A 20,395-nucleotide genomic window follows, 5' to 3' on the forward strand; every position below is an offset into this window, starting at 1 on the left:
CGATGCTGCCGGTTGTCACCAATCCGTCACAAAAATGTCAAGAAAAGGAGCGACGCCATGCCCAAGCTGTTCCGCCGTCTTCTGAGCGCGTTCGCCGCGTCGCTATGCATGACGTTCGCCCATGCGGCGGATCTGTCGCACTGGCCAGCCGACAGCGCGAAGGCGCTGAACGCGATGATCGCCGCGCACGCGAACCGCGGCGACTACGCGGTGTTCGACGCCGACAACACGACCTACCGCTATGACCTCGAGGAAGCGCTGCTGCCGTATCTCGAGAACCATGGGGTGCTGACGCGCGATTCGCTCGATCCGTCGCTGAAGCTGATCCCGTTCAAGGATTCCGCCGACTACCGGGAATCGCTGACGAGCTACTACTACCGGCTCTGCGAGATCGACGATCTGGTCTGCTATCCGTGGATCGCGCAGGCGTTTGCCGGGCAGTCGCTCGCCGACCTGAAGCGCCACATCGACGCGATGCTCGCCGACGGCAAGCCGATTCCGATCCGCTACTGGCAGGGCGACAAGGTGGTCGACGGCACGGTGAACCCGCCGCGCTTCTTCCGCGGGATGCAGGAGCTGTACAACGCGCTGCGCGAGAACGGGATCGACGTCTACGTGATGACGGCCGCGCACGAGGAGCTCGCGCGGCTCGTGCTGGCCGACCCGAAGTACGGCTACAACGTGAAGCCGCAGAACGTGATCGGCGTGACGACGCTGCTGCGCAACCCGGCGACCGGCGCGCTGACGACGTCGCGGCTGCAGATCAAGGCCGGCAAGTACGACGAGGCTGCGAACCGCAATCTCGTGATCACGCCGTTCCTGATGAACCCGATGACGTGGTACGAAGGCAAGCTCGGTTCGATCGTCGGCTGGATCGACCAGTGGAAGAAGCCGGTGCTCGTCGCGGGCGACACGCCGACGTCCGACGGCTACATGCTGCTGAACGCGACCGACGTCGCGCGCGGCGGCGTGCGCGTGTGGGTCAACAAGAAGGACAAGCAGATGACGCAGATCCGCGCGTGGTCGGACGAATCGGCCGCGAAGCAGAAGGCGCTCGGGCTGCCGGTGACGGCGGACAAGAACTGGATCGTCGTGAAGCCCGACGCGATCCAGTAAGCGAGTAGAGCGGGCGCGGCACGCGCGCCCCGCCCGGTCAGCGTTCGCGCTCGTCGAGCAGCTTCAGCAGCCCGCGCAGCGCATGCGCGGCCGCCTGCGTGCGGATCTGTTCGCGATCGCCCTTGAACACGAGCGTCTCGACGTCGGTATGCAGCCGGTTGCTCCAGCCGAACGACACGGTGCCGACCGGCTTGTTCTCGCTGCCGCCGCCCGGGCCCGCGATGCCGGTGACGGACAGCGCGACCTGCGCGCGGCTGTTGCGCAGCGCGCCTTCGGCCATCGCGCGCGCGACGGGCTCGCTGACCGCGCCGTGCTTGTCGATCAGGTCGGCCGGCACGCCGATCATCTCGATCTTGGCCTGGTTCGAATACGTGACGAAGCCGCGCTCGAACCACTGGCTGCTCCCGGAAATATCGGTGATCGCCGCGGCGATCATGCCGCCGGTGCAGGATTCGGCGGTGGCGAGCGTCAGGTGCTCGTCACGCAGCTTGTTGCCTGCGCGGATCGCAAGCTGATGGACGACGGAATCGGTTGGCATGCGCGTCGGGAAACGGGAGTCGGGAAATCGGTCAGCCGGCGACGGAGCGCCACAGCGCGATCACCAGCAGCGTCATGAACGCGGCGACGAGGTCGTCGACCATGATGCCGAGCCCGCCTTTCAGGCGGCGGTCGAAGTAGCGGATCGGCGGCGGCTTGAGCATGTCGAAGAAGCGGAACGCGACGAACGCCCACAGCTGGCCGACGAAGGTCGCGGGCGTGACGAACAGCATCACGAGCCAGATCGCGACGATCTCGTCCCAGACGACGGCGCCCGGATCGGACACGCCGGCCTTCTTCGCGGTGAAACCGGTGACCCAGGTGCCGGCCACGAAGCCGACGGCGATCAGCGCCCACCATTCGGGCACCGTCAGGTAGCGGTTGAGCACGACGAACGTGAGCCAGCCGAACAGCGAGCCGAACGTGCCGGGCATGATCGGCGCGAGCCCGCTGCCGAAGCCGAGCGACACGATATGCGCCGGGTGCGACAGCATGAAGCGGGCCGTCGTGCGGGTCGGCGCGGGCGGCGCGGCGCCGGGCTCGGCCGCGGCGTGCGCGGGCGTCGGATCAGTCTGCATGGAAGTGGTCGAAACCGTGCAACGTGAGAGCGAGGGGCGCGCCGGCGGCGTCGCGCCACGCGATGGCGGGTTGCGCCGATGGCGCGGACAACGCGCGTATTGTACCGATTCGCGTGACCGGCACGCCGGCCGTGGCGCCCGCCGCTTCGACCGCTGCGCGGGCCGCGACCGGCGCCGTGAAGCACAGTTCGTAGTCGTCGCCGCCGGCCAGCGTGCAGCGGCGCTGCACGTCGGCCGGCAGCGTCGCGAGCGCGGCCGAGCGCGGCACCGCGTCGGCGTCGATCTCGGCGCGCACGTTCGAGCGCGTCAGGATGTGCTGGAGGTCGCCGGCGAGGCCGTCCGACAGGTCGAGCGCCGCATGCGCGACGCCCGCGAGCGCGAGCCCCAGCGCGACGCGCGGCTCCGGACGCTCGAGCGCGCGCCGGAATGCGGCGGCTTCTTCCGCGCCGGCCGTCCATTCGCCGCGGGCGACGCCGAGGCCCGCGCGTGCATCGCCGAGCGTGCCGGACACCCATACGTCGTCGCCGTCGCGCGCGGCATCGCGCCGCAGCGCCGCGTCGGGCGCGACTTCGCCGAACACGGTCACGCACAGGTTCAGCGGCCCGCTCGTCGTGTCGCCGCCGATCAGCTCGCAACCGTAGCGCTCGGCCAGCGCGAACAGGCCGTCGCTGAACGCCTCGAGCCACGCCGCGTCGGCGCGCGGCAGCGCGCACGCGAGCGTGAACGCCCGCGGCGCGGCGCCCATCGCCGCGAGGTCCGACAGGTTGACCGCGAGCGTCTTGTGGCCGAGCGCGTCCGGCGCGACATCGGGGAAGAAGTGGCGGCCTTCCACCAGCATGTCCGTCGAAATGGCCAGCAATTTCCCGGATCGGGGCGCGATCAGCGCGCAATCGTCGCCGATGCCGAGCGTCGACGCGCGGGCGCCCTGCGCGGCGCGGCGCGTGAAGAAGCGTTCGATCAGCGAGAACTCGGAGAGGGCGGCTGGCACGGCGGGCGATCCGAAACGGTTGAAGGAACGGCATTGTACGAGGCGGGCGGCGGCGCGCCTGTACTGTCCAGTTCATTTTTGTCGCGGCTGTCGCACCCGAATCGCCGGTCTGGCGGCCGATGATTGGCGCTACAATGCCGTCGAACAGTTATTCTAATCCGCCCGTCACGAGACACATGTCCACCCAAGCCTCCTCCAAAGCCAAGCTCCGCGAAGCCGCGCTCGACTATCACGAATTTCCGACCCCCGGCAAAATCGCGATCGCCCCGACCAAGCAGATGATCAACCAGCGCGACCTCGCGCTCGCGTATTCGCCGGGCGTGGCGTACGCGTGCGAGGAGATCGTCGAGAATCCGCTGAACGCGGCGCGCTTCACCGCGCGCAGCAACCTGGTCGGCGTCGTGACGAACGGCACGGCGGTGCTCGGTCTCGGCAACATCGGCCCGCTCGCGTCGAAGCCGGTGATGGAAGGCAAGGCCGTGCTGTTCAAGAAGTTCGCGGGCATCGACGTGTTCGACATCGAGCTGAACGAGTCGGACCCGCACAAGCTCGTCGACGTGATCGCCGCGCTGGAGCCGACCTTCGGCGGGATCAACCTCGAAGACATCAAGGCGCCGGACTGCTTCATCGTCGAGCGCGAAGCGCGCAAGCGGATGAAGATCCCGGTGTTCCACGACGACCAGCACGGCACCGCGATCGTCGTGGCCGCGGCCGTCACGAACGGGCTGAAGGTCGTCAACAAGGACATCAAGAAGGTCAAGCTCGTCGCATCCGGCGCGGGCGCGGCCGCGCTCGCGTGTCTGGACCTGCTGGTCGACATCGGGCTGCCGCTCGAGAACATCACGGTGACGGACCTGGCCGGCGTGGTCTACAAGGGCCGCACCGAGCTGATGGATCCGGACAAGGAGCGTTTCGCGCGCGAAACCGACGCCCGCACGCTGGCCGAAGTGATCGACGGCGCGGACATCTTCCTCGGCCTGTCGGCCGCGGGCGTGCTGAAGCAGGAGATGGTGAAGGGCATGGCCGAGCGCCCGCTGATCCTCGCGCTCGCGAACCCGACGCCGGAAATCCTGCCGGAAGCGGCGCTCGAAGTGCGCCCCGACGCGATTCTCGCGACCGGCCGCACCGACTACCCGAACCAGGTCAACAACGTCCTGTGCTTCCCGTTCATCTTCCGCGGCGCGCTCGACGTCGGCGCGACGACGATCACGCGTGAAATGGAGATCGCGGCCGTCAATGCGATCGCCGAACTCGCGCAGCACGAGCAGAGCGACATCGTCGCGACCGCGTACGGTATCCAGGATCTGTCGTTCGGGCCCGAATACCTGATTCCGAAGCCGTTCGATCCGCGCCTGATCGTGAAGATCGCGCCGGCCGTCGCGCAGGCCGCGATGGACGGCGGCGTCGCGACGCGCCCGATCGAGGACATGGACGCGTACAAGCAGCATCTGCAGCAGTTCGTGTATCACAGCGGCACGACGATGAAGCCGATCTTCCAGATCGCGCGCGCCGCGCCGGAAGAGAAGAAGCGCGTCGTGTTCGCGGAAGGCGAAGAAGAGCGCGTGTTGCGCGCCGTTCAGATCATCGTCGACGAAAAACTCGCGAAGCCGATCCTGATCGGCCGTCCGTCGGTGATCGAGCACCGTATCCAGCGCTACGGCCTGCGCCTGAATCCGGGCGTCGACTTCACGGTCGTCAACACCGAGCACGACGAGCGCTATCGCGACTTCTGGCAGACGTATCACAAGCTGATGGCGCGCAAGGGCATCAGCGAGCAGCTCGCGCGCGTCGAGATGCGCCGCCGCACGACGCTGATCGGCTCGATGCTGGTGAAGAAGGGCGAAGCGGACGGGATGATTTGCGGCACGATCAGCACCACGCACCGCCATCTGCACTTCATCGACCAGGTGATCGGCAAGCGCCCGGGCTGCAGCGTGTACGCGGCGATGAACGGCCTCGTGCTGCCCGGCCGCCAGATTTTCCTCGTGGATACGCACGTGAACGTCGATCCGACCCCTGAGGAACTGGCCGAAATCACGATCATGGCCGCGGAAGAAGTGCGCCGCTTCGGCATCGAGCCGAAGGTCGCGCTGCTGTCGCATTCGAATTTCGGCACGAGCAACGCCCCTTCGGCGAAGAAGATGCGCGATACGCTCGCGATCCTGCAGGAAACCGCGCCGGAGCTGAAGGTGGACGGCGAAATGCACGGCGACGTCGCGCTCGACGCGGCGCTGCGCAAGGAAATCCTGCCGGAATCGACGCTGGAAGGCGACGCGAACCTGCTGATCCTGCCGAACATCGACGCCGCGAATATCGCGTACAACCTGCTGAAGACGGCCGCGGGCAACAACATCGCGATCGGGCCGATTCTGCTGGGCGCCGCGGAGCCCGTGCACGTGCTGACCGAATCGGCGACCGTTCGTCGCATCGTCAACATGGCGGCGCTGCTGGTCGCCGACGTCAACGCCGCACGCTGAGCCGGAACGAACCCGCGGCGTCGGTCGAACCGGCGTCCCGGGTCGGGCGAAATTGTAAACAAAGGCAAAAAGAGGCGTGCCCGCAAGGGGCACGCCGCGGGTAGGGCGCAACCGCGCTTCCCATAAAGCAACAGCAGCATCTCTCCACTCCGGGTAGCGAGTGTGGCAAGGAGGCAGGGTCTTGCCATACGAGCGATGCCGCCCGCATTTTATCTCATGTAAGATAAATGTAGTGTAATTTCGGTAAGAAATACGGAATCTCGAGTGCCGAGAGGCTTTCGATTCCCAAACGGACATTGATTCGCGCGGCCAATAACGCTACGCTAACGCCTTTGTTGGTCGTCAACTACTTGATTTAACAGCGGGAACCCTGGTTCATGGCACGCAAGTGGCTCCGCAACGGCGCGCTCGCGTCCGTCTTCGCGATGTTCGCGATGGGTATCGTCGGCACGCCGACGGGCAGTCTGGTTTCCGCCGCTTACGCACGGGAGGCCGTTCCGGCCGACGTGGCCGCGAGCGGGCTCGATACGATCCCGACCGCCCGTCTTCCGCGCGAGGCCGTGACCACGCTGGGCCTGATCGGCGCCGGCGGCCCCTATCCGTACGAGAAGGACGGCGTCGTGTTCGGCAACCGCGAGCGGATCCTGCCGAAGGCGAAGCGCGGCTACTACCATGAGTACACGGTGCCGACACCGCGTGCGCGCAATCGCGGCGCGCGCCGGATCGTCTGTGGCGGGCCGTTGCGCCGGATCGACAACTGTTATTACACGGGCGACCACTACACCAGTTTTAAACGTATTGTTGAATGACTTCGGGACGAATGGCATGAGCGACTCCATCTACGCGCACGATACGGCGGCGGCGGAACTGTTCGCGGCCGGCGACGGCAATCTGTTTCAGCGTGTGATTCAGTTGCACGCGGCGGCGCAGGCCGGCGGCACGCCGGAGCAACAGGAAGCCGAGCCCGGGCTTTCATCGAACGAGGAGCCTATGAGCCTTTTCACGACCGTGCGACCCAATCTCGTGCAGTCGATCCGCGCGTTCCGCGTGCAGGATCTCGCCGACGAAGCCGGTCGGCTCGGCCAGCATTTCCTGTATGCGTATTGCGGCGCCGCGCAGTCGAAGCAGGAAGTGATGGAAACGATCGCGACCTCGTTCCTGTTTCCGAAGCATTTCGGGAAGAACTACGACGCGCTGTACGACTGCCTCACCGACCTCGTCGCGAAGGCCGGCGCGCAGCCCGGTTTCGTGATCGTCCTCGAAGGGCTGCCGATCGCGCAGAAATTCGACAAGGAAGGGCGCGAAACGCTGCTCGACGTGTTCCGCGAGGCGGCCGAATTCTGGGCCGAGCGCAAGGTCGCGTTCCGCGTGTTCTACTCGTTCGCGTAAGCGCACGGTCGGCCCGCGCGGCCGATTCGGTAACAAGCCCGCTTCGAGCGGGCTTTTTTGCGTGTGCGATTCGCGCTCGGCTGCATGGCGCGGCGCGCTGACGCGCTTTACCACCCGCCCCAGCGCGCCGCCAACGCCGCGAGCACGGCCGCGCCGGCCGTCTCGGTACGCAGCACGCGCGGCCCGAGCGACAGCGCGGTGAACCCCCGTGCGCGGGCTGCATTTTCCTCGTCGGGCGACAGCCCGCCTTCGGGCCCGATCAGCAGCGTGACGGCCGCCGCGGGCGGCGCGTCGGGCAGCGACGCGAACGGGATGCTCGCGCGCGGGGACAGCAGCAGCCGCAGCTCGCCGTCGGCCGGCGCGGCCTGCAGCGCATCGAGCCATGCGTGGAAGCCGGCCACCGGTGCGACGTCGGGCACGCGGTTGCGTCCGCATTGCTCGCACGACGCGCGTACGACGCCGCGCCAGTGCGCGACGCGCTTGTCCGCCCGTTCGCCGGACAGCTTCACGACGCCGCGCGCGGTCGACAGCGGCACGACCGCCGCGACGCCGAGCTCGACGGCCTTCTCGATCACCCAGTCCATCTTGTCGCCGCCGGCGATCCCCTGCGCGAGCGTCACGCGATAGGGCGGCTCGGCCTCGACGGGTTCGAACCTATCGACCTGCACGAGCGCGCTGCGCTTGTCGACCTCGACGAGCCGTGCGTGGTACTGGCCGCCCGTGCCGTCGAACAACGCCAGCACGTCGCCCGGCTGCAGGCGCAGCACCTGCACGTGGCGCGCGACGTCGGCCGGCAATGCGAGCGTGGCGTCGGCGCGCAGCGCGACATCGACGAAAAAGCGCGGCACGGCCGCGGTGGTGGTGGCTTCGTTCATGCGTGTGGCGGTTTCGGTCATGCGTCGAGACGGCACCCGAGCGCCCAGCGGTAGCCGTCGAGATCCTCGATCTGCGCGAACCGGTCGCCCCAGAACTGGTCCTGCGGCGCGCTCAGCGATTTCGCGCCCGCATCGAGCGCGCGCTGCCAGGTGGCGTCGACGTCGTCGACATACAGATAGAACGATTGCGGCGCGGTGGCGTTCGCGTGCTTCGGCGTGAGCGCGGGCGAACCGAACGCGCCTTCGGGCGCGAACATCACGATCAGCTGGCCGCGATAGGCCATCTCGACGTGCATGATCGCGCCGTCCTCGTCGTGCACGTCGCGTACGGTGAAGCCGAATGCGGCCTTGAAGAACTCGATGGCCGCGCGCGCGTTGCGTACGGCCAGGTAGGGCGTCAACCAAGGCACGTTGGCCGGACGTGGATCGGTCATGAAAATCTCCTGTTGCTCGGTGTCGGCGCGTCGGCGCCTGCGCCGGTCTCATGCTGGAGCAGCGGAACGGTGCGGCCGTCCTGATGTTCAGCGGCGAACGCCCAGTGTATCGCGCAGTGCGCGCGGCAGGGTAAAGAGGGACGCATGCAGCCGCGCATCGTAATAGCGCAAGCCGCCGACGCGGCGGGCCGCGAGCCGTTCGTCGACGTCGTGCGCGAACAGTGCCGCCGCGTCGAGCGTGTCGCTCGCGATCGCCATCAGCCACTGCGAGCCGTACAGCGGCACGTGCGCGGACAGCAGATCGACGACCGCGAAGCGCGCGCGCAGGTCGTCGAGCAGCGCGGCGATGCGCGTGGCATGGAACACCGGCGAGCCGAGATGCATCGAGATCACGCCGCGCGGCGTCAGGATCCGCTTGAGCCGTGCGTAGAAGTCGCGCGTGTAGAGGCCGGCCGCCGGCGAATCGGGCGGCGTGAGGTCGAACACGACGAGATCGAAATGTTCGACCGTCGACTCGACGAAATGCGCGGCGTCGCCGATCACGACCTCGACGCGCGGGTCGTCGAGCGCGCCCTGGTGCACGTCGTCGAGATAGCGGCGCGCCATCCCGACCACCTCGTCGTCGAGTTCGGCGATCACGATCCGCTCGATGCACGCGTGCTTGAGCAACTGGCGCGCGGCGCCGCCGTCGCCGCCGCCGAGCACGAGCGCCTTCCTCGGGCACGGATGCGCGAGCGCGGCCGGGTGCGTCATGCACTCGTGATAGACGAACTCGTCGCCGACCGACGTCATCGGCCGGCCGTCCAGCGTGAACAGCCGGCCGAGCTGCGGCGTTTCCCAGACTTCGATCTGCTGGTGCGCGGACGCGACGTGCGCGAGCCGCCGCGCATTCGGGAAGCCGTAGGTGGCGTCGGGCGTCGGGTGAAAGAGAAGGGTGGTGCTCACGGGCGGGCCGCTGGGGCAGGCAGTTCCGACGCCTGAATTATAGGAGGCGGGCGGTTCGACGGAAAACCGTGCCGGAACACTACGCGCCGACAAGGGAAATGTCGGCCCATCTGTTAAAATGACGAGCTTTGCAGCCCCGTCCGTTGGCTCCGTCCGCTTCGCGTCCGTCAGGCGCCGCACCGCGCGCCGGGAACGATTGACGCTCGAGCTTCCGGATGCCGCCGTGCCCCCGTTTCCTCGACTCGTTCTCCGGACTCGACATGACGACTTCGTCTCCCGCCTCCACCACCCTGATGGCCAACGCGATCCGTGCGCTCGCGATGGACGCCGTCCAGCAAGCGAACTCCGGCCACCCCGGCATGCCGATGGGCATGGCCGAAATCGGCGTCGCGCTGTGGTCGCGCCATCTGAAGCACAACCCGACGAACCCGCACTGGGCCGACCGCGACCGTTTCGTGCTGTCGAACGGCCATGGCTCGATGCTGCTGTACTCGCTGCTGCACCTGACCGGCTACGACCTGCCGATCGAAGAGCTGAAGAACTTCCGCCAGCTGCACTCGAAGACGCCGGGCCACCCGGAATACGGGATCACGCCGGGCGTCGAGACGACCACCGGCCCGCTCGGCCAGGGTCTCGCGAACGCGGTCGGCATGGCGCTCGGCGAAGCGCTGATGGCCGACGAGTTCAACCGTGACGGCGCGAAGATCGTCGATCACCACACGTACGTGTTCCTCGGCGACGGCTGCCTGATGGAGGGCATCTCGCACGAAGCCTGCTCGCTCGCGGGCACGCTGAAGCTGAACAAGCTGATCGCGCTGTACGACGACAACGGCATCTCGATCGACGGCGACGTCGTGAACTGGTTCCACGACGACACGCCGAAGCGCTTCGAAGCGTACGGCTGGAACGTGATCCCGAACGTGAACGGCCACGACGTCGATGTGGTCGACGCAGCCATCGCGAAGGCGAAGCTGTCGGACAAGCCGACGCTGATCTGCTGCAAGACGGTGATCGGCAAGGGCGCGGCGACCAAGGCCGGCGGCCACGACGTGCATGGCGCTGCGCTCGGCGCGGAAGAAATCGCGAAGACGCGCGAAGCACTTGGCTGGAAGTGGGAGCCGTTCGTGATTCCGCAGGAAGTCTACGCGGCATGGGACGCGAAGGAAGCCGGCAAGCGCGCCGAGTCCGAATGGGACGCGACGTTCGCGGCCTATCGCGCGAAGTTCCCGGCAGAAGCCGCCGAATTCGAGCGCCGGATGGCGAACAAGCTGCCGGCCGACTGGGCCGAGAAGGCTGCCGCGATCATCGCCGGCGCGAACGAGCGCGCCGAGACGGTCGCGACCCGCAAGGCGTCGCAGCAGGCGATCGAAGGCCTCGCTGCCGCGCTGCCCGAGCTGCTCGGCGGCTCGGCCGACCTGACCGGCTCGAACCTGACCAACTGGAAGGCGTCGAAGGCGGTGCGCGCGAATCCGGAAGGCGCGGGCGTGCTGCTCGGCAACCACATCAACTACGGCGTGCGCGAATTCGGCATGAGCGCCGCGATCAACGGCCTCGCGCTGCACGGCGGCCACAAGCCGTTCGGCGGCACGTTCCTGACGTTCTCCGACTATAGCCGCAACGCGCTGCGCGTGGCCGCGCTGATGAAGGTGCCGTCGATCTTCGTGTTCACGCACGATTCGATCGGCCTCGGCGAGGACGGCCCGACGCACCAGTCGATCGAGCACGTGTCGAGCCTGCGCCTGATCCCGAACCACGACGTCTGGCGTCCGGCCGATACGGTCGAGACGGCCGTCGCATGGACCCACGCGGTCGCCGCCGACCGTCCGTCGAGCCTGATCTTCAGCCGCCAGAACCTCGCGTTCAACCCGCGTACCGATGCGCAGATCGCCAACATCGAGAAGGGCGGCTACGTGCTGAAGGACTGGGATGAAGAGATCGTCGCGCGCAAGATCATCCTGATCGCGACGGGCTCGGAAGTCGAACTCGCGATGAAGGCCGTCGAACCGCTCGCGCAGCAGGGCATCGCGGCGCGCGTCGTGTCGATGCCGTCGACCAACGTGTTCGATCGCCAGGACGCCGAATACCGCGAACGCGTGCTGCCGCACGGCGTGCGCCGCGTCGCGATCGAAGCGGGCGTGACGAGCTTCTGGCACAAGTACGTCGGCCTCGAAGGCGGCGTCGTCGGGATCGACACGTTCGGCGAATCGGCGCCGGCCGGCGTGCTGTTCAAGTACTTCGGCTTCACCGTCGAGCACGTCGTCGAGACGGCCAAGGCCGTGCTGGCCTAAAAGCCTACGCGGCGCGCGCCACCCGTTGCGCGCGTCGCACCGTGAAGCTGCACGAAACGAATTTTTTCAGCCATCAGGAGATAACCATGACGATTCGCGTCGCAATCAACGGCTACGGCCGTATCGGCCGCAACACGCTGCGCGCGTTCTATGAAAACGGCAAGAAGCACGATCTCGAGATCGTCGCGATCAACGACCTGGGCGATGCGAAGACCAACGCGCACCTGACCCAGTACGACACCGCGCACGGCAAGTTTCCGGGCGAAGTGTCGGTCGACGGCGACTACCTCGTCGTGAACGGCGACAAGATCCGCGTGCTGGCGAACCGCAACCCGGCCGAACTGCCGTGGGGCGAGCTGGGCGTCGACGTCGTGATGGAATGCACGGGCTTCTTCACGACGAAGGAAAAGGCGAGCGCGCACCTGAAGGGCGGTGCGAAGAAGGTGATCATCTCGGCGCCGGGCGGCAAGGACGTCGACGCGACGATCGTCTACGGCGTGAACCACGACGTGCTGAAGGCCGAGCACACGGTCATCTCGAACGCATCGTGCACGACGAACTGCCTCGCGCCGCTCGTCAAGCCGCTGAACGACAAGATCGGCCTCGAAACCGGCCTGATGACGACGATCCACGCGTACACGAACGACCAGGTGCTGACGGACGTCTATCACGAAGACCTGCGCCGCGCGCGTTCGGCGACGCACAGCCAGATCCCGACGAAGACGGGGGCGGCATCGGCCGTCGGCCTCGTGCTGCCGGAACTGAACGGCAAGCTCGACGGTTACGCAATCCGCGTCCCGACGATCAACGTGTCGATCGTCGACCTGTCGTTCATCGCGAAGCGCGACACGACGGTCGAGGAAGTCAACGCGATCATGAAGGAAGCATCGGAAGGCGCGCTGAAGGGCATCCTCGGCTACAACGACGCACCGCTGGTGTCGATCGACTTCAACCACAACCCGGCTTCGTCGACGTTCGACGCGACGCTGACCAAGGTGTCGGGCCGCCTCGTGAAGGTGTCGAGCTGGTACGACAACGAGTGGGGTTTCTCGAACCGCATGCTCGATACGGCAATCGCATTCGCGAACGCGAAGTAATCGCGTACGTCGCTCGGCCGCTGGAAGGCGGCCGGCGTGGCGAACGAACCCGGCCCGGAGTTTTCCGGCCGGGTTTTTTATTGCCCGGCGTTCGCCGTCACGTGCTCGATCGCATCGACGAAAGCCCGTTTGAGCGGGCTGTCGAGATCGGCCCACGCGAGGCCGATGCCGCTGCGGTGACCGGCCAGATCGAGTGGCCGCGCGAGCACGTTCGGCGGCAGCGCGCTCGCCGCCTGCGCCGGGATCAGCCCGATCCCCATTCCCGCCGCGACGAGCGCGAGCATCGTCGTGAATTCGCCGAAGTCCTGCGCAATCTCGAGCGTCGTGCCTGCACGGCTCAGCGCGAGCAGCATGTCGTCGTGAAAGCCAGGCGCATAGCGGCGTGCGAGCACGAACGCGGGGTGGCCGCGCAGGTCGGCCGGCGCGATCGCATCGCGCGCGGCCAGCGGATGGTCGAGCGGCAGCGCGACGACGAACCCTTCCTCGAGCACCACGCGCGTGTCGATGCCCGCATACGCGGCCGGCAGCCGGATCATCCCGAAGTCGATCCGCCGGTCGCGTAGCGCGGCGATCTGGTCGGGCGTCGGCATGTCCTTCAGTTCGAGCGCGATCGACGGATAGCGTTCGCGCATCGTGCGCAGCACGGCCGGCAGCAGCGCCGGCAACACCGACGACACGAACGCGATCCGCAGCGTGCCGATTTCGCCGCGGCTCGACAGCCGCGCCATCTGTTCCGCGCGCGCGGCCTGCTGTAGCGTTGCCCGCGCTTCGGGCAGGAACACGCGCCCGGTGTCGCTCAGCTCGACCTTGTGCCGGTCGCGCTCGAACAGGCGCGCGCCGAGTTCCGCCTCGAGCGCCTTGATCTGCATGCTCAGCGCGGGCTGCACGATGCACAGGCGCTGCGCGGCGCGCCCGAAATGCAGGTCTTCCGCGAGCGTGACGAACGCGCGCAATTGCTTGAGTTCCATGGGGCGGCGGGCACGAGAGAGTGGTAATCAATTTTCATGATAACCGGATCAAAAAAGACCATTGGCGCGGACCCGGCCGGCGGTCGAAGATACCGTCAACGCGAGACCGGCCGCGACGGGCAGCCGGCTCGACTGGCACGAGGAGACATCCATGACTCACGCGCTTGACCGGTTCCGCCTCGACGGCCGCCGCGCGCTGATTACCGGCTCCGGCCGCGGGATCGGGCTGACGCTCGCCCGTGGGCTCGCGGAAGCCGGCGCGGCAATCGTCATCAACGATCGCAATGAAGAGAAGGCCGCGACGCTCGCGCGCCAGTTTCGCGATGAAGGCTTCGCGGCCGACCATGCGGTGTTCGACGTGGCTGAGCACGCGCAGGTACGCGCGGCGGTCGACGATTTCGAGGCGCGCGTCGGCGCGATCGACATTCTCGTGAACAACGCGGGCATCCAGCGTCGCGCGCCGCTCGACGCCTTCGACCCGGCCGACTGGCATGCGCTGATGCGCGTGAATCTCGACGGCGTGTTCAACGTCGCGCAGGCGGTCGCGCGGCACATGATCGCGCGCGGCCGCGGCAAGATCATCAACATCTGCTCGGTGCAGAGCGAGCTCGCGCGGCCGACGATCGCGCCGTATGCGGCGACCAAGGGCGCGGTGCGGATGCTGACCAAAGGGATGTGCGCGGACTGGGCGCGCCACGGGATCCAGGCGAACGGCCTTGCACCCGGCTATTTCGAAACCGAACTGAATCGCGCGCTGGTCGACGACGCGGCGTTTTCGGACTGGCTGTGCAAGCGCACGCCGGCCGGCCGCTGGGGGCAGGTCGACGAGCTGTGCGGCGCGGCGATCTTCCTCGCGTCGGCCGCATCCGATTTCGTGAACGGGCAGACGCTGTTCGTCGACGGCGGGCTGACGAGTGCGGTCTGACAAGGAGAATGTCGTGCGTATGCGTTGCATGTGTGTGGTGATCCACGGGCCGAACGACCTGCGGGTCGAGGAGCAGGACGCGGGCGAGATCGGCCCGGGCCAGGTGCGCGTCGACGTCGCGATGGGCGGCATCTGCGGCTCCGACCTCCATTACTTTCGGCATGGCGGCTTCGGCGCGATCCGGCTGCGGCAGCCGATGGTGCTCGGCCACGAGGTCGCCGGCACGGTCGCGGAAGTGGCGCCGGACGTGACGTCGGTGAAGGTCGGCGATCGCGTCGCGGTCAATCCGAGCCGGCCGTGCGGCGCATGCCGCTACTGTCTCGAAGGGCTGCCGAACCAGTGTCTCGACATGCGCTTCTACGGCAGTGCGATGCGGATGCCGCACGTGCAGGGCGCGTTCCGCAATGCGCTCGTGTGCGACGCGGTGCAATGCGTGAAGGTCGCCGATCACGTGCCGCTGTCGCTCGCGGCGCTGGCCGAGCCGTTCGCGGTCGGGCTGCACGCGGTGTCGCGCGCGGGCCCGCTGATCGGCAAGCGCGTGCTCGTGTCGGGTTGCGGGCCGATCGGCGTGCTGGCGGTCGCGGCGGCGCGCGTGCACGGCGCGGCGGAGATCGTCGCGACGGATGTCGTCGAAGCGCCGCTGGCGGTGGCGAGCGCGCTCGGCGCGGACCGCACGATCAATGCGGCGGCCGATACCGGCTGGGTCGAGCGCTACAGCGCCGACAAGGGCACGTTCGACGTGATGATCGAGTGTTCGGGCAATGCGCGCGCGCTGCGTGATGGGCTCGACGTGATGCGTCCGCGCGGTGTCGTCGTGCAGCTCGGGCTCGGCGGCGACGTGAGCCTGCCGCAGAATGTGGTGGTCGCGAAGGAGCTGTCGATCTGCGGCTCGTTCCGCTTTCACACGGAATTCGCGCTCGCGGTGCAACTGATCAACGCGGGGCGCGTCGACCTGCGGCCGGCCGTCACGCGCGTGTTCCCGATGCGCGACGCGAACCTCGCGTTCGAACTGGCAGGCGATCGCCAACGTGCGATGAAGGTGCTGATCGATTTCGCGAACGAGGCCGCGTGACGGTGCGGCGTTAGCGTCGCGACGGCAGCGGCGCCCTTTGCAAAAAAGGCACGCCCGCGATGCGCGGCGCGTGCCTTTTTCGTCGTGCGGCGGAAACGGATCGCCGGCCCGCCGCATGACTGCGTGACCGGCCGCGTGCCAACGCGGCGCGGGAGGATTACGCGCCGGGCGTCGGGAAGAACACGCCTGCGCGCTGCGCGGCGTTCGCGATGTGCGTTTCGATCGCGGTGCCGGCGGCGGCCGCATCGCGCGCGATCAGCGCGTCGACGATCGCGCGGTGCTCGTGCCACGTCGACAGCAGCAACTCGCGCCGGTAGAACGGCATGCGCTGGCTTTCCTTCATGATGTCCGCGCTGCTGCGCAGGATCGACTCGATCGCCGCATTCCCGGCCAGATGGATGATCCGCATGTGGAAGTCGAAGTCGAGCCGCGATGCCTCGTCGAGCGCGCTTTCGGTCAGCGCGACGTGCAGGTCGGCGAGGTTGTCCTCGAACCACGCGATGTCATCGTCGCTGACGACGTGCGCGGCCATCCGTGCGGCGAAGCCTTCGAGCGCATAGCGCATCTGGTACGTATCGGGCGGCGACGACTGCTCGGCGAATTGCCACGGATGCGCGGCCGACGCCTGCGCGCTTTCGACGTACACGCCCTTGCCCGCGCGGATGCGCAGCATCCCGAGCGCCTCGAGCGTCGACAGCGCCTCGCGCAGCGACGCGCGGCTGATCTCCAGCTCCTCGGAGAGCTGGCGCTGGGCCGGCAGCAGGCTGCCGACCGGATACACGCCTGCCTCGATCCGGTCGCGGATCGTCGCGATGGCGGCGTCGGTCACGGTGTGCGGAACGTTCTTCATGATATGAGTGATGGCCGGTCTGACCAGCATTGTAATCCGCACGCGCTCGGCGCATGGGCGGCCTACGGGTAAGCCACGATCAAGCCGACTCCGGCGCGTTCCGGCCCCGCTGGAGGGGCGGGAAATCCCTATTTTGTTCGTCCTTGACGCGACTATATCGGCTTCCTACTATCCACCATAACATCACTGGTCTTACCAGTATGAACAGACGAAACTGCAACCGTTGGATCGGGAGAGCGCCGTGTCGAAATTCCTCAATTCGCTGTTTGGCCGGGTAGTCGTCGCATTGATACTAGGGGTCGCGCTCGGCGCGTTCTTCCCGCATTTCGCCGAGTCGCTGCGTCCGCTCGGCGACGGCTTCCTGAAGCTGATCAAGATGGTCATCGGCCCGATCGTGTTCTGCGTCGTGGTCAGCGGGATGGCCAATGCGGGCGACCTGAAGAAGGTCGGCCGGGTCGGCCTGAAGGCCGTCGTCTACTTCGAGGTGATGACGACGCTCGCGCTCGGCATCGGGCTCGTCCTCGCCTGGGTCACGCGCCCGGGCGTCGGGATGAACATCGACCTGCGCTCGCTCGACGCGGCGTCGCTGTCGACGTACGCGAAGAACGCCGAAAGCCTGAAGGACACGGCCGGCTATCTGATGAAGATCATCCCCGACACCGCGATCGACGCGTTCGCGAAGGGCGACATCCTGCAGATCCTCGTGTTCGCGGTGCTGTTCGGCTCCGCGCTGTCGCTGCTCGGCGACAAGGCGCAGCGCGTCAATTCGCTGATCGAGGAACTGTCGCACGTGTTCTTCAAGATCATCGGCTTCATCATCAAGCTCGCGCCGCTCGGCGTGCTCGGCGCGATCGCGTTCACGACCGGCAAGTACGGCGTCGCGTCGCTCAAGCAGCTCGGCTACCTCGTCGCGGTGTTCTACCTGAGCTGCTTCGTGTTCGTCACGGTCGTGCTCGGCGTGGTGATGCGGCTCGCGGGCTTCTCGGTGTTCAAGCTGATCCGCTACCTGCGCGAGGAACTGTCGATCGTGCTCGGCACGGCGTCGTCGGATGCGGTGCTGCCGCAGGTGATGAGCAAGCTCGAATACATGGGCATCAAGGATTCGACGGTCGGCCTCGTGATCCCGACCGGCTATTCGTTCAACCTCGACGGCTTCTCGATCTACCTGACGCTCGCGGTGCTGTTCATCGCGCAGGCCACCAACACGCCGCTGTCCACGCACGACCTGATCGTCGTGCTGCTCGTGTCGCTCGTCACGTCGAAGGGCGCGCACGGCATCCCCGGCTCGGCGATCGTGATTCTCGCGGCGACGCTGTCGGCGATTCCCGCGATTCCGGTGCTCGGCCTCGTGCTGATCCTGCCGGTCGACTGGTTCGTCGGCATCGCCCGCGCGCTGACCAACCTGATCGGCAACTGCGTCGCGACGGTGGTCGTCGCGGTGTGGGAGAACGACATCGACCGCGCTCGGGCGACGCGCGTGCTGAACCGCGAGCTGCGCTACGTGGCCGACGCGCCGGGCGCCGCCGCACCGGTCGCCGGCGATCAGGCCCACGCGCTCTGAACACCGCTCTCGCGCGGCGCGGCTTCCCCGGCCGCACCGCGCGACCGACCTTCATGCGACCGGCGCGCTGACGCGCCGGCGCCTCTCAAAATAATGGAGACGACATGGCAGCCCCCATCCTCGATCCGAACGCGCCGGCTTTCACGCGGCGCTACATGAACCTCGCCGACCCGCGCCTGGGCGCGCAGGCGCTCTTCGCCAGCGACGAATTCTTCGCGCCGAAGGAGCGGATGCTCAATCCCGAGCCGGCCGTGTTCATTCCCGGCAAGTACGACGACCACGGCAAGTGGATGGACGGCTGGGAAACGCGCCGCAAGCGTACGACCGGCCACGACTTCTGCGTGGTGCGTCTCGCGCGGCCGGGCGTGATTTATGGCGTCGATCTCGATACGAGCCACTTCACCGGCAACTTCCCGCCGGCCGCGTCGATCGACGCGTGCGCGGTGGACGGCGACACGCCGCCGGACGACGCCGAGTGGCGCACGATCGTCCCCGCGACGACGCTGCAGGGCAATTCGCATCACTACGTGAGCGTCGACGATGCGCGGCCGGTCACGCACCTGCGTGTGAACCTGTATCCGGACGGCGGGCTCGCGCGGCTGCGCGTGTACGGCCAGCCGCAGCGCGACTGGCGCCACGTGCCGGCGGGCGAGCTCGTCGATCTCGCGGCGATCGAGAACGGCGGCTATCTGGTGGCCGCGAACAACCAGCACTTCGGCCCGGCCTCGCAGATGCTGATGCCGGGGCGCGGCGCGAACATGGGCGACGGCTGGGAAACGCGGCGCCGCCGCGAGCCGGGCAACGACTGGGCGATCGTCGCGCTCGCGCGGCCGGGCATCATCCGGCGCGTCGAGGTCGACACGGCGTTCTTCAAGGGCAATTTCCCCGACCGCTGCTCGCTGCAGGCCGCGCACGTGACGGGCGGCACCGACGATTCGCTCGTCACGCAGGCGATGTTCTGGGCCGAACTGCTCGGCGAGCAGAAGCTGCAGATGGACCACGTGCACACGTTCGATCAGCTCGCGGCGCTCGGCCCCGTCACGCACGTGCGGTTCAACATCTTCCCGGACGGCGGCGTGTCGCGCCTGCGTCTGTGGGGCGAGCCGGCTTGAAGGAGGGCAGCGGCATGAGCGGAACTCCGATCCTGCGCGTCGAGCGCCTGACCCGCGAAGCGTTCGCGCCGTTCGGCGACGTGATCGCGCTCGAAGGCGCGCGGCATTTCCCGATCAACGGCGGCACGACCGAGCGCTTTCACGATCTCGCGACGATCGACGTGTGCGCGGACGGCGGCCGGCCGCTCGTCAGCGTGTTTCGTGCGCAGCCGCGCGCGCTGCCGGTCGCGGTCACGCTGATGGAGCGCCACCCGCACGGCAGCCAGGCATTCATCCCGCTCGCGGCGGTGTCGCGCTACGCGATCGTCGTCGCGCCGGCCGGCGAATTCCGGCCCGACGCGATGCGCGCGTTCCTGGCCGAGGGCTGGCAGGGCGTCAATTATGCGAAGGGCGTCTGGCACCATCCGCTGCTCGCGCTCGATGCGGTCAGCGATTTCGTGATCGTCGATCGTGGCGGCCCGCAGCCGAACTGCGACGAGATCCCGCTGGAACGCGCGTGGGCGCTCGATTTCGAGCCGGCCTGCGCGCGCGCCGAAGGGCTTTCGTAAGCATGCCGGGCGCGCGGCACGCGCGCCGAAAAAGCACACGGCCCGGGCGGCGAGATGCCGGCCGGGCCGTGCCGTGTGCGGGTGGCGCGATTCAGTGCTTGCGGTGCGGGCAGTTCTCGGTCGTGCACGAACCGTACATCGCGAGCGAGTGCTCCTGGAGCCGGAAGCCGCGCTCCTTCGCGATTGCCTGCTGGCGGCTCTCGATCTCGGCGTCGAAGAATTCCTCGACGCGGCCGCAATCGAGGCACACGAGGTGGTCGTGGTGCGAACCTTCGTTCAGCTCGAACACCGCCTTGCCGGACTCGAAGTTGCTGCGCGACAGCAGGCCGGCCTGCTCGAACTGCGTGAGCACGCGATAGACGGTGGCGAGCCCGATGTCGAGCTGCTCGTTGAGCAGGTTGCGGTAGACGTCTTCGGCCGTCAGGTGGCGCACGGGGCTCTGCTGGAAGATCTCGAGAATCTTGAGGCGCGGTAGGGTGGCCTTTAGCCCGATATTCTTGAGATCCGTCGGATTGGTCATGGCTAGGCATCCCTAGAGTACAATGCAGGGCTTCAATGTTACCGGCTTTTCGCCGTTCCAGATATACGCGCGGCCTGCACGCGGGCCAGCACGGTGAAGGAAATGATCCCAGAAT

The 20,395-nt window shown here is 67.5% G+C and carries 20 protein-coding genes; 11 read left to right on the forward strand and 9 right to left on the reverse strand.

The genetic code is table 11. The features are described 5' to 3' along the window. Positions 1 to 57: 57 nt before the first annotated feature. The gene (locus tag KR541_RS02825; RefSeq protein ID WP_050013848.1) at positions 58 to 1,116 is read left to right on the forward strand and encodes a hypothetical protein; all 1,059 of its coding nucleotides are present in this window, start codon (positions 58 to 60) and stop codon (positions 1,114 to 1,116) included. 37 nt (positions 1,117 to 1,153) lie between these two features. Here KR541_RS02825 and KR541_RS02830 read toward each other — a convergent pair whose 3' ends face one another. From KR541_RS02830 to thiL, 3 genes are read right to left on the reverse strand one after another with little or no spacing between them, the layout of a single operon-like run. Further along, entirely contained in the window at positions 1,154 to 1,654 is a 501-nt protein-coding gene (locus tag KR541_RS02830; RefSeq protein ID WP_050013847.1) for a CinA family protein, read from the reverse strand. A gap of 31 nt (positions 1,655 to 1,685) precedes the next feature. Beyond that, positions 1,686 to 2,231 carry a phosphatidylglycerophosphatase A family protein gene (locus tag KR541_RS02835; protein WP_050013846.1) on the reverse strand — a complete coding sequence of 182 codons (546 nt, stop codon included), beginning with the start codon at positions 2,229 to 2,231 and terminating at the stop codon, positions 1,686 to 1,688. Beyond that, positions 2,221 to 3,219 carry a thiamine-phosphate kinase gene (thiL, locus tag KR541_RS02840; protein ID WP_050013845.1) on the reverse strand — a complete coding sequence of 333 codons (999 nt, stop codon included), beginning with the start codon at positions 3,217 to 3,219 and terminating at the stop codon, positions 2,221 to 2,223. The genes KR541_RS02835 and thiL overlap by 11 nt, the downstream gene beginning before the upstream one ends. Positions 3,220 to 3,353: 134 nt before the next feature. Between thiL and KR541_RS02845 the strand changes: the two genes are divergently transcribed. From KR541_RS02845 to KR541_RS02855, 3 genes are all read left to right on the forward strand, one after another. Beyond that, positions 3,354 to 5,696 carry an NADP-dependent malic enzyme gene (locus KR541_RS02845; RefSeq protein WP_353968254.1) on the forward strand — a complete coding sequence of 781 codons (2,343 nt, stop codon included), beginning with the start codon at positions 3,354 to 3,356 and terminating at the stop codon, positions 5,694 to 5,696. A 377-nt stretch (positions 5,697 to 6,073) separates the two neighbouring features. Next, a complete protein-coding gene (locus tag KR541_RS02850) occupies positions 6,074 to 6,505 on the forward strand; it encodes a guanyl-specific ribonuclease (protein WP_050013843.1) in 432 nt (143 codons plus the stop codon). Between the two features lie 16 nt (positions 6,506 to 6,521). Beyond that, positions 6,522 to 7,085, forward strand: coding sequence for a barstar family protein (locus tag KR541_RS02855; protein ID WP_006476945.1), 564 nt, complete (start codon positions 6,522 to 6,524; stop codon positions 7,083 to 7,085). A 107-nt stretch (positions 7,086 to 7,192) separates the two neighbouring features. Here KR541_RS02855 and KR541_RS02860 read toward each other — a convergent pair whose 3' ends face one another. From KR541_RS02860 to speE, 3 genes are all read right to left on the reverse strand, one after another. Further along, on the reverse strand, positions 7,193 to 7,960 hold the full coding sequence (locus tag KR541_RS02860) for a 16S rRNA (uracil(1498)-N(3))-methyltransferase (RefSeq protein ID WP_216089340.1): 768 nt from the start codon (positions 7,958 to 7,960) through the stop codon (positions 7,193 to 7,195). Positions 7,961 to 7,977: 17 nt separating this feature from the next. Then, complete coding sequence (locus tag KR541_RS02865) at positions 7,978 to 8,394, reverse strand: VOC family protein (protein WP_089488163.1); 417 nt, start codon at positions 8,392 to 8,394, stop codon at positions 7,978 to 7,980. An 87-nt stretch (positions 8,395 to 8,481) separates the two neighbouring features. Next, a complete protein-coding gene (speE, locus tag KR541_RS02870) occupies positions 8,482 to 9,339 on the reverse strand; it encodes a polyamine aminopropyltransferase (protein ID WP_216089341.1) in 858 nt (285 codons plus the stop codon). 215 nt (positions 9,340 to 9,554) lie between these two features. Between speE and tkt the strand changes: the two genes are divergently transcribed. After that, positions 9,555 to 11,627, forward strand: a complete 2,073-nt coding sequence (gene tkt / locus KR541_RS02875) for a transketolase (RefSeq protein ID WP_216089342.1) — start codon at positions 9,555 to 9,557, stop codon at positions 11,625 to 11,627. A gap of 86 nt (positions 11,628 to 11,713) precedes the next feature. Then, positions 11,714 to 12,724 (forward strand): type I glyceraldehyde-3-phosphate dehydrogenase, encoded by a 1,011-nt coding sequence (gap, locus tag KR541_RS02880; protein WP_006476940.1) that lies wholly within the window; start codon positions 11,714 to 11,716, stop codon positions 12,722 to 12,724. A gap of 77 nt (positions 12,725 to 12,801) precedes the next feature. Here gap and KR541_RS02885 read toward each other — a convergent pair whose 3' ends face one another. Next, positions 12,802 to 13,692, reverse strand: coding sequence for a LysR family transcriptional regulator (locus KR541_RS02885; RefSeq protein ID WP_050013839.1), 891 nt, complete (start codon positions 13,690 to 13,692; stop codon positions 12,802 to 12,804). 151 nt (positions 13,693 to 13,843) lie between these two features. On the opposite strand from KR541_RS02885, the gene KR541_RS02890 reads away from it, so the two are divergent. Next, entirely contained in the window at positions 13,844 to 14,617 is a 774-nt protein-coding gene (locus tag KR541_RS02890) for an SDR family NAD(P)-dependent oxidoreductase (RefSeq protein WP_050013838.1), read from the forward strand. Positions 14,618 to 14,630: 13 nt separating this feature from the next. Next, positions 14,631 to 15,689: an L-idonate 5-dehydrogenase gene (locus KR541_RS02895; protein WP_050013837.1), complete on the forward strand. Its 1,059-nt coding sequence runs from the start codon at positions 14,631 to 14,633 to the stop codon at positions 15,687 to 15,689. Positions 15,690 to 15,846: 157 nt separating this feature from the next. Here the strand turns inward: KR541_RS02895 and KR541_RS02900 are convergent, their stop codons facing one another. After that, on the reverse strand, positions 15,847 to 16,569 hold the full coding sequence (locus KR541_RS02900) for a FadR/GntR family transcriptional regulator (protein WP_176015575.1): 723 nt from the start codon (positions 16,567 to 16,569) through the stop codon (positions 15,847 to 15,849). A 211-nt stretch (positions 16,570 to 16,780) separates the two neighbouring features. Here KR541_RS02900 and KR541_RS02905 point away from each other — a divergent pair, with 211 nt between their 5' ends. The 3 genes from KR541_RS02905 to KR541_RS02915 all read left to right on the forward strand — a co-directional run bounded on the left by KR541_RS02905 (position 16,781) and on the right by KR541_RS02915 (position 19,760). Continuing rightward, positions 16,781 to 18,100, forward strand: coding sequence for a C4-dicarboxylate transporter DctA (locus KR541_RS02905; protein ID WP_124556645.1), 1,320 nt, complete (start codon positions 16,781 to 16,783; stop codon positions 18,098 to 18,100). Between the two features lie 104 nt (positions 18,101 to 18,204). Then, a complete protein-coding gene (gene alc / locus KR541_RS02910; protein WP_050013835.1) occupies positions 18,205 to 19,212 on the forward strand; it encodes an allantoicase in 1,008 nt (335 codons plus the stop codon). A gap of 14 nt (positions 19,213 to 19,226) precedes the next feature. Further along, positions 19,227 to 19,760 (forward strand): ureidoglycolate lyase, encoded by a 534-nt coding sequence (locus tag KR541_RS02915; protein ID WP_050013834.1) that lies wholly within the window; start codon positions 19,227 to 19,229, stop codon positions 19,758 to 19,760. A 91-nt stretch (positions 19,761 to 19,851) separates the two neighbouring features. On the opposite strand, the gene fur is transcribed toward KR541_RS02915, so the two are convergent. Then, positions 19,852 to 20,280 carry a ferric iron uptake transcriptional regulator gene (fur, locus tag KR541_RS02920; RefSeq protein ID WP_006400349.1) on the reverse strand — a complete coding sequence of 143 codons (429 nt, stop codon included), beginning with the start codon at positions 20,278 to 20,280 and terminating at the stop codon, positions 19,852 to 19,854. Between the last annotated feature and the right edge of the window lie 115 nt (positions 20,281 to 20,395).

The sequence above is a fragment of the Burkholderia sola genome, assembly GCF_905400185.1.
In the GTDB taxonomy this organism is placed as follows: Bacteria; Pseudomonadota; Gammaproteobacteria; order Burkholderiales; family Burkholderiaceae; genus Burkholderia; species Burkholderia sola.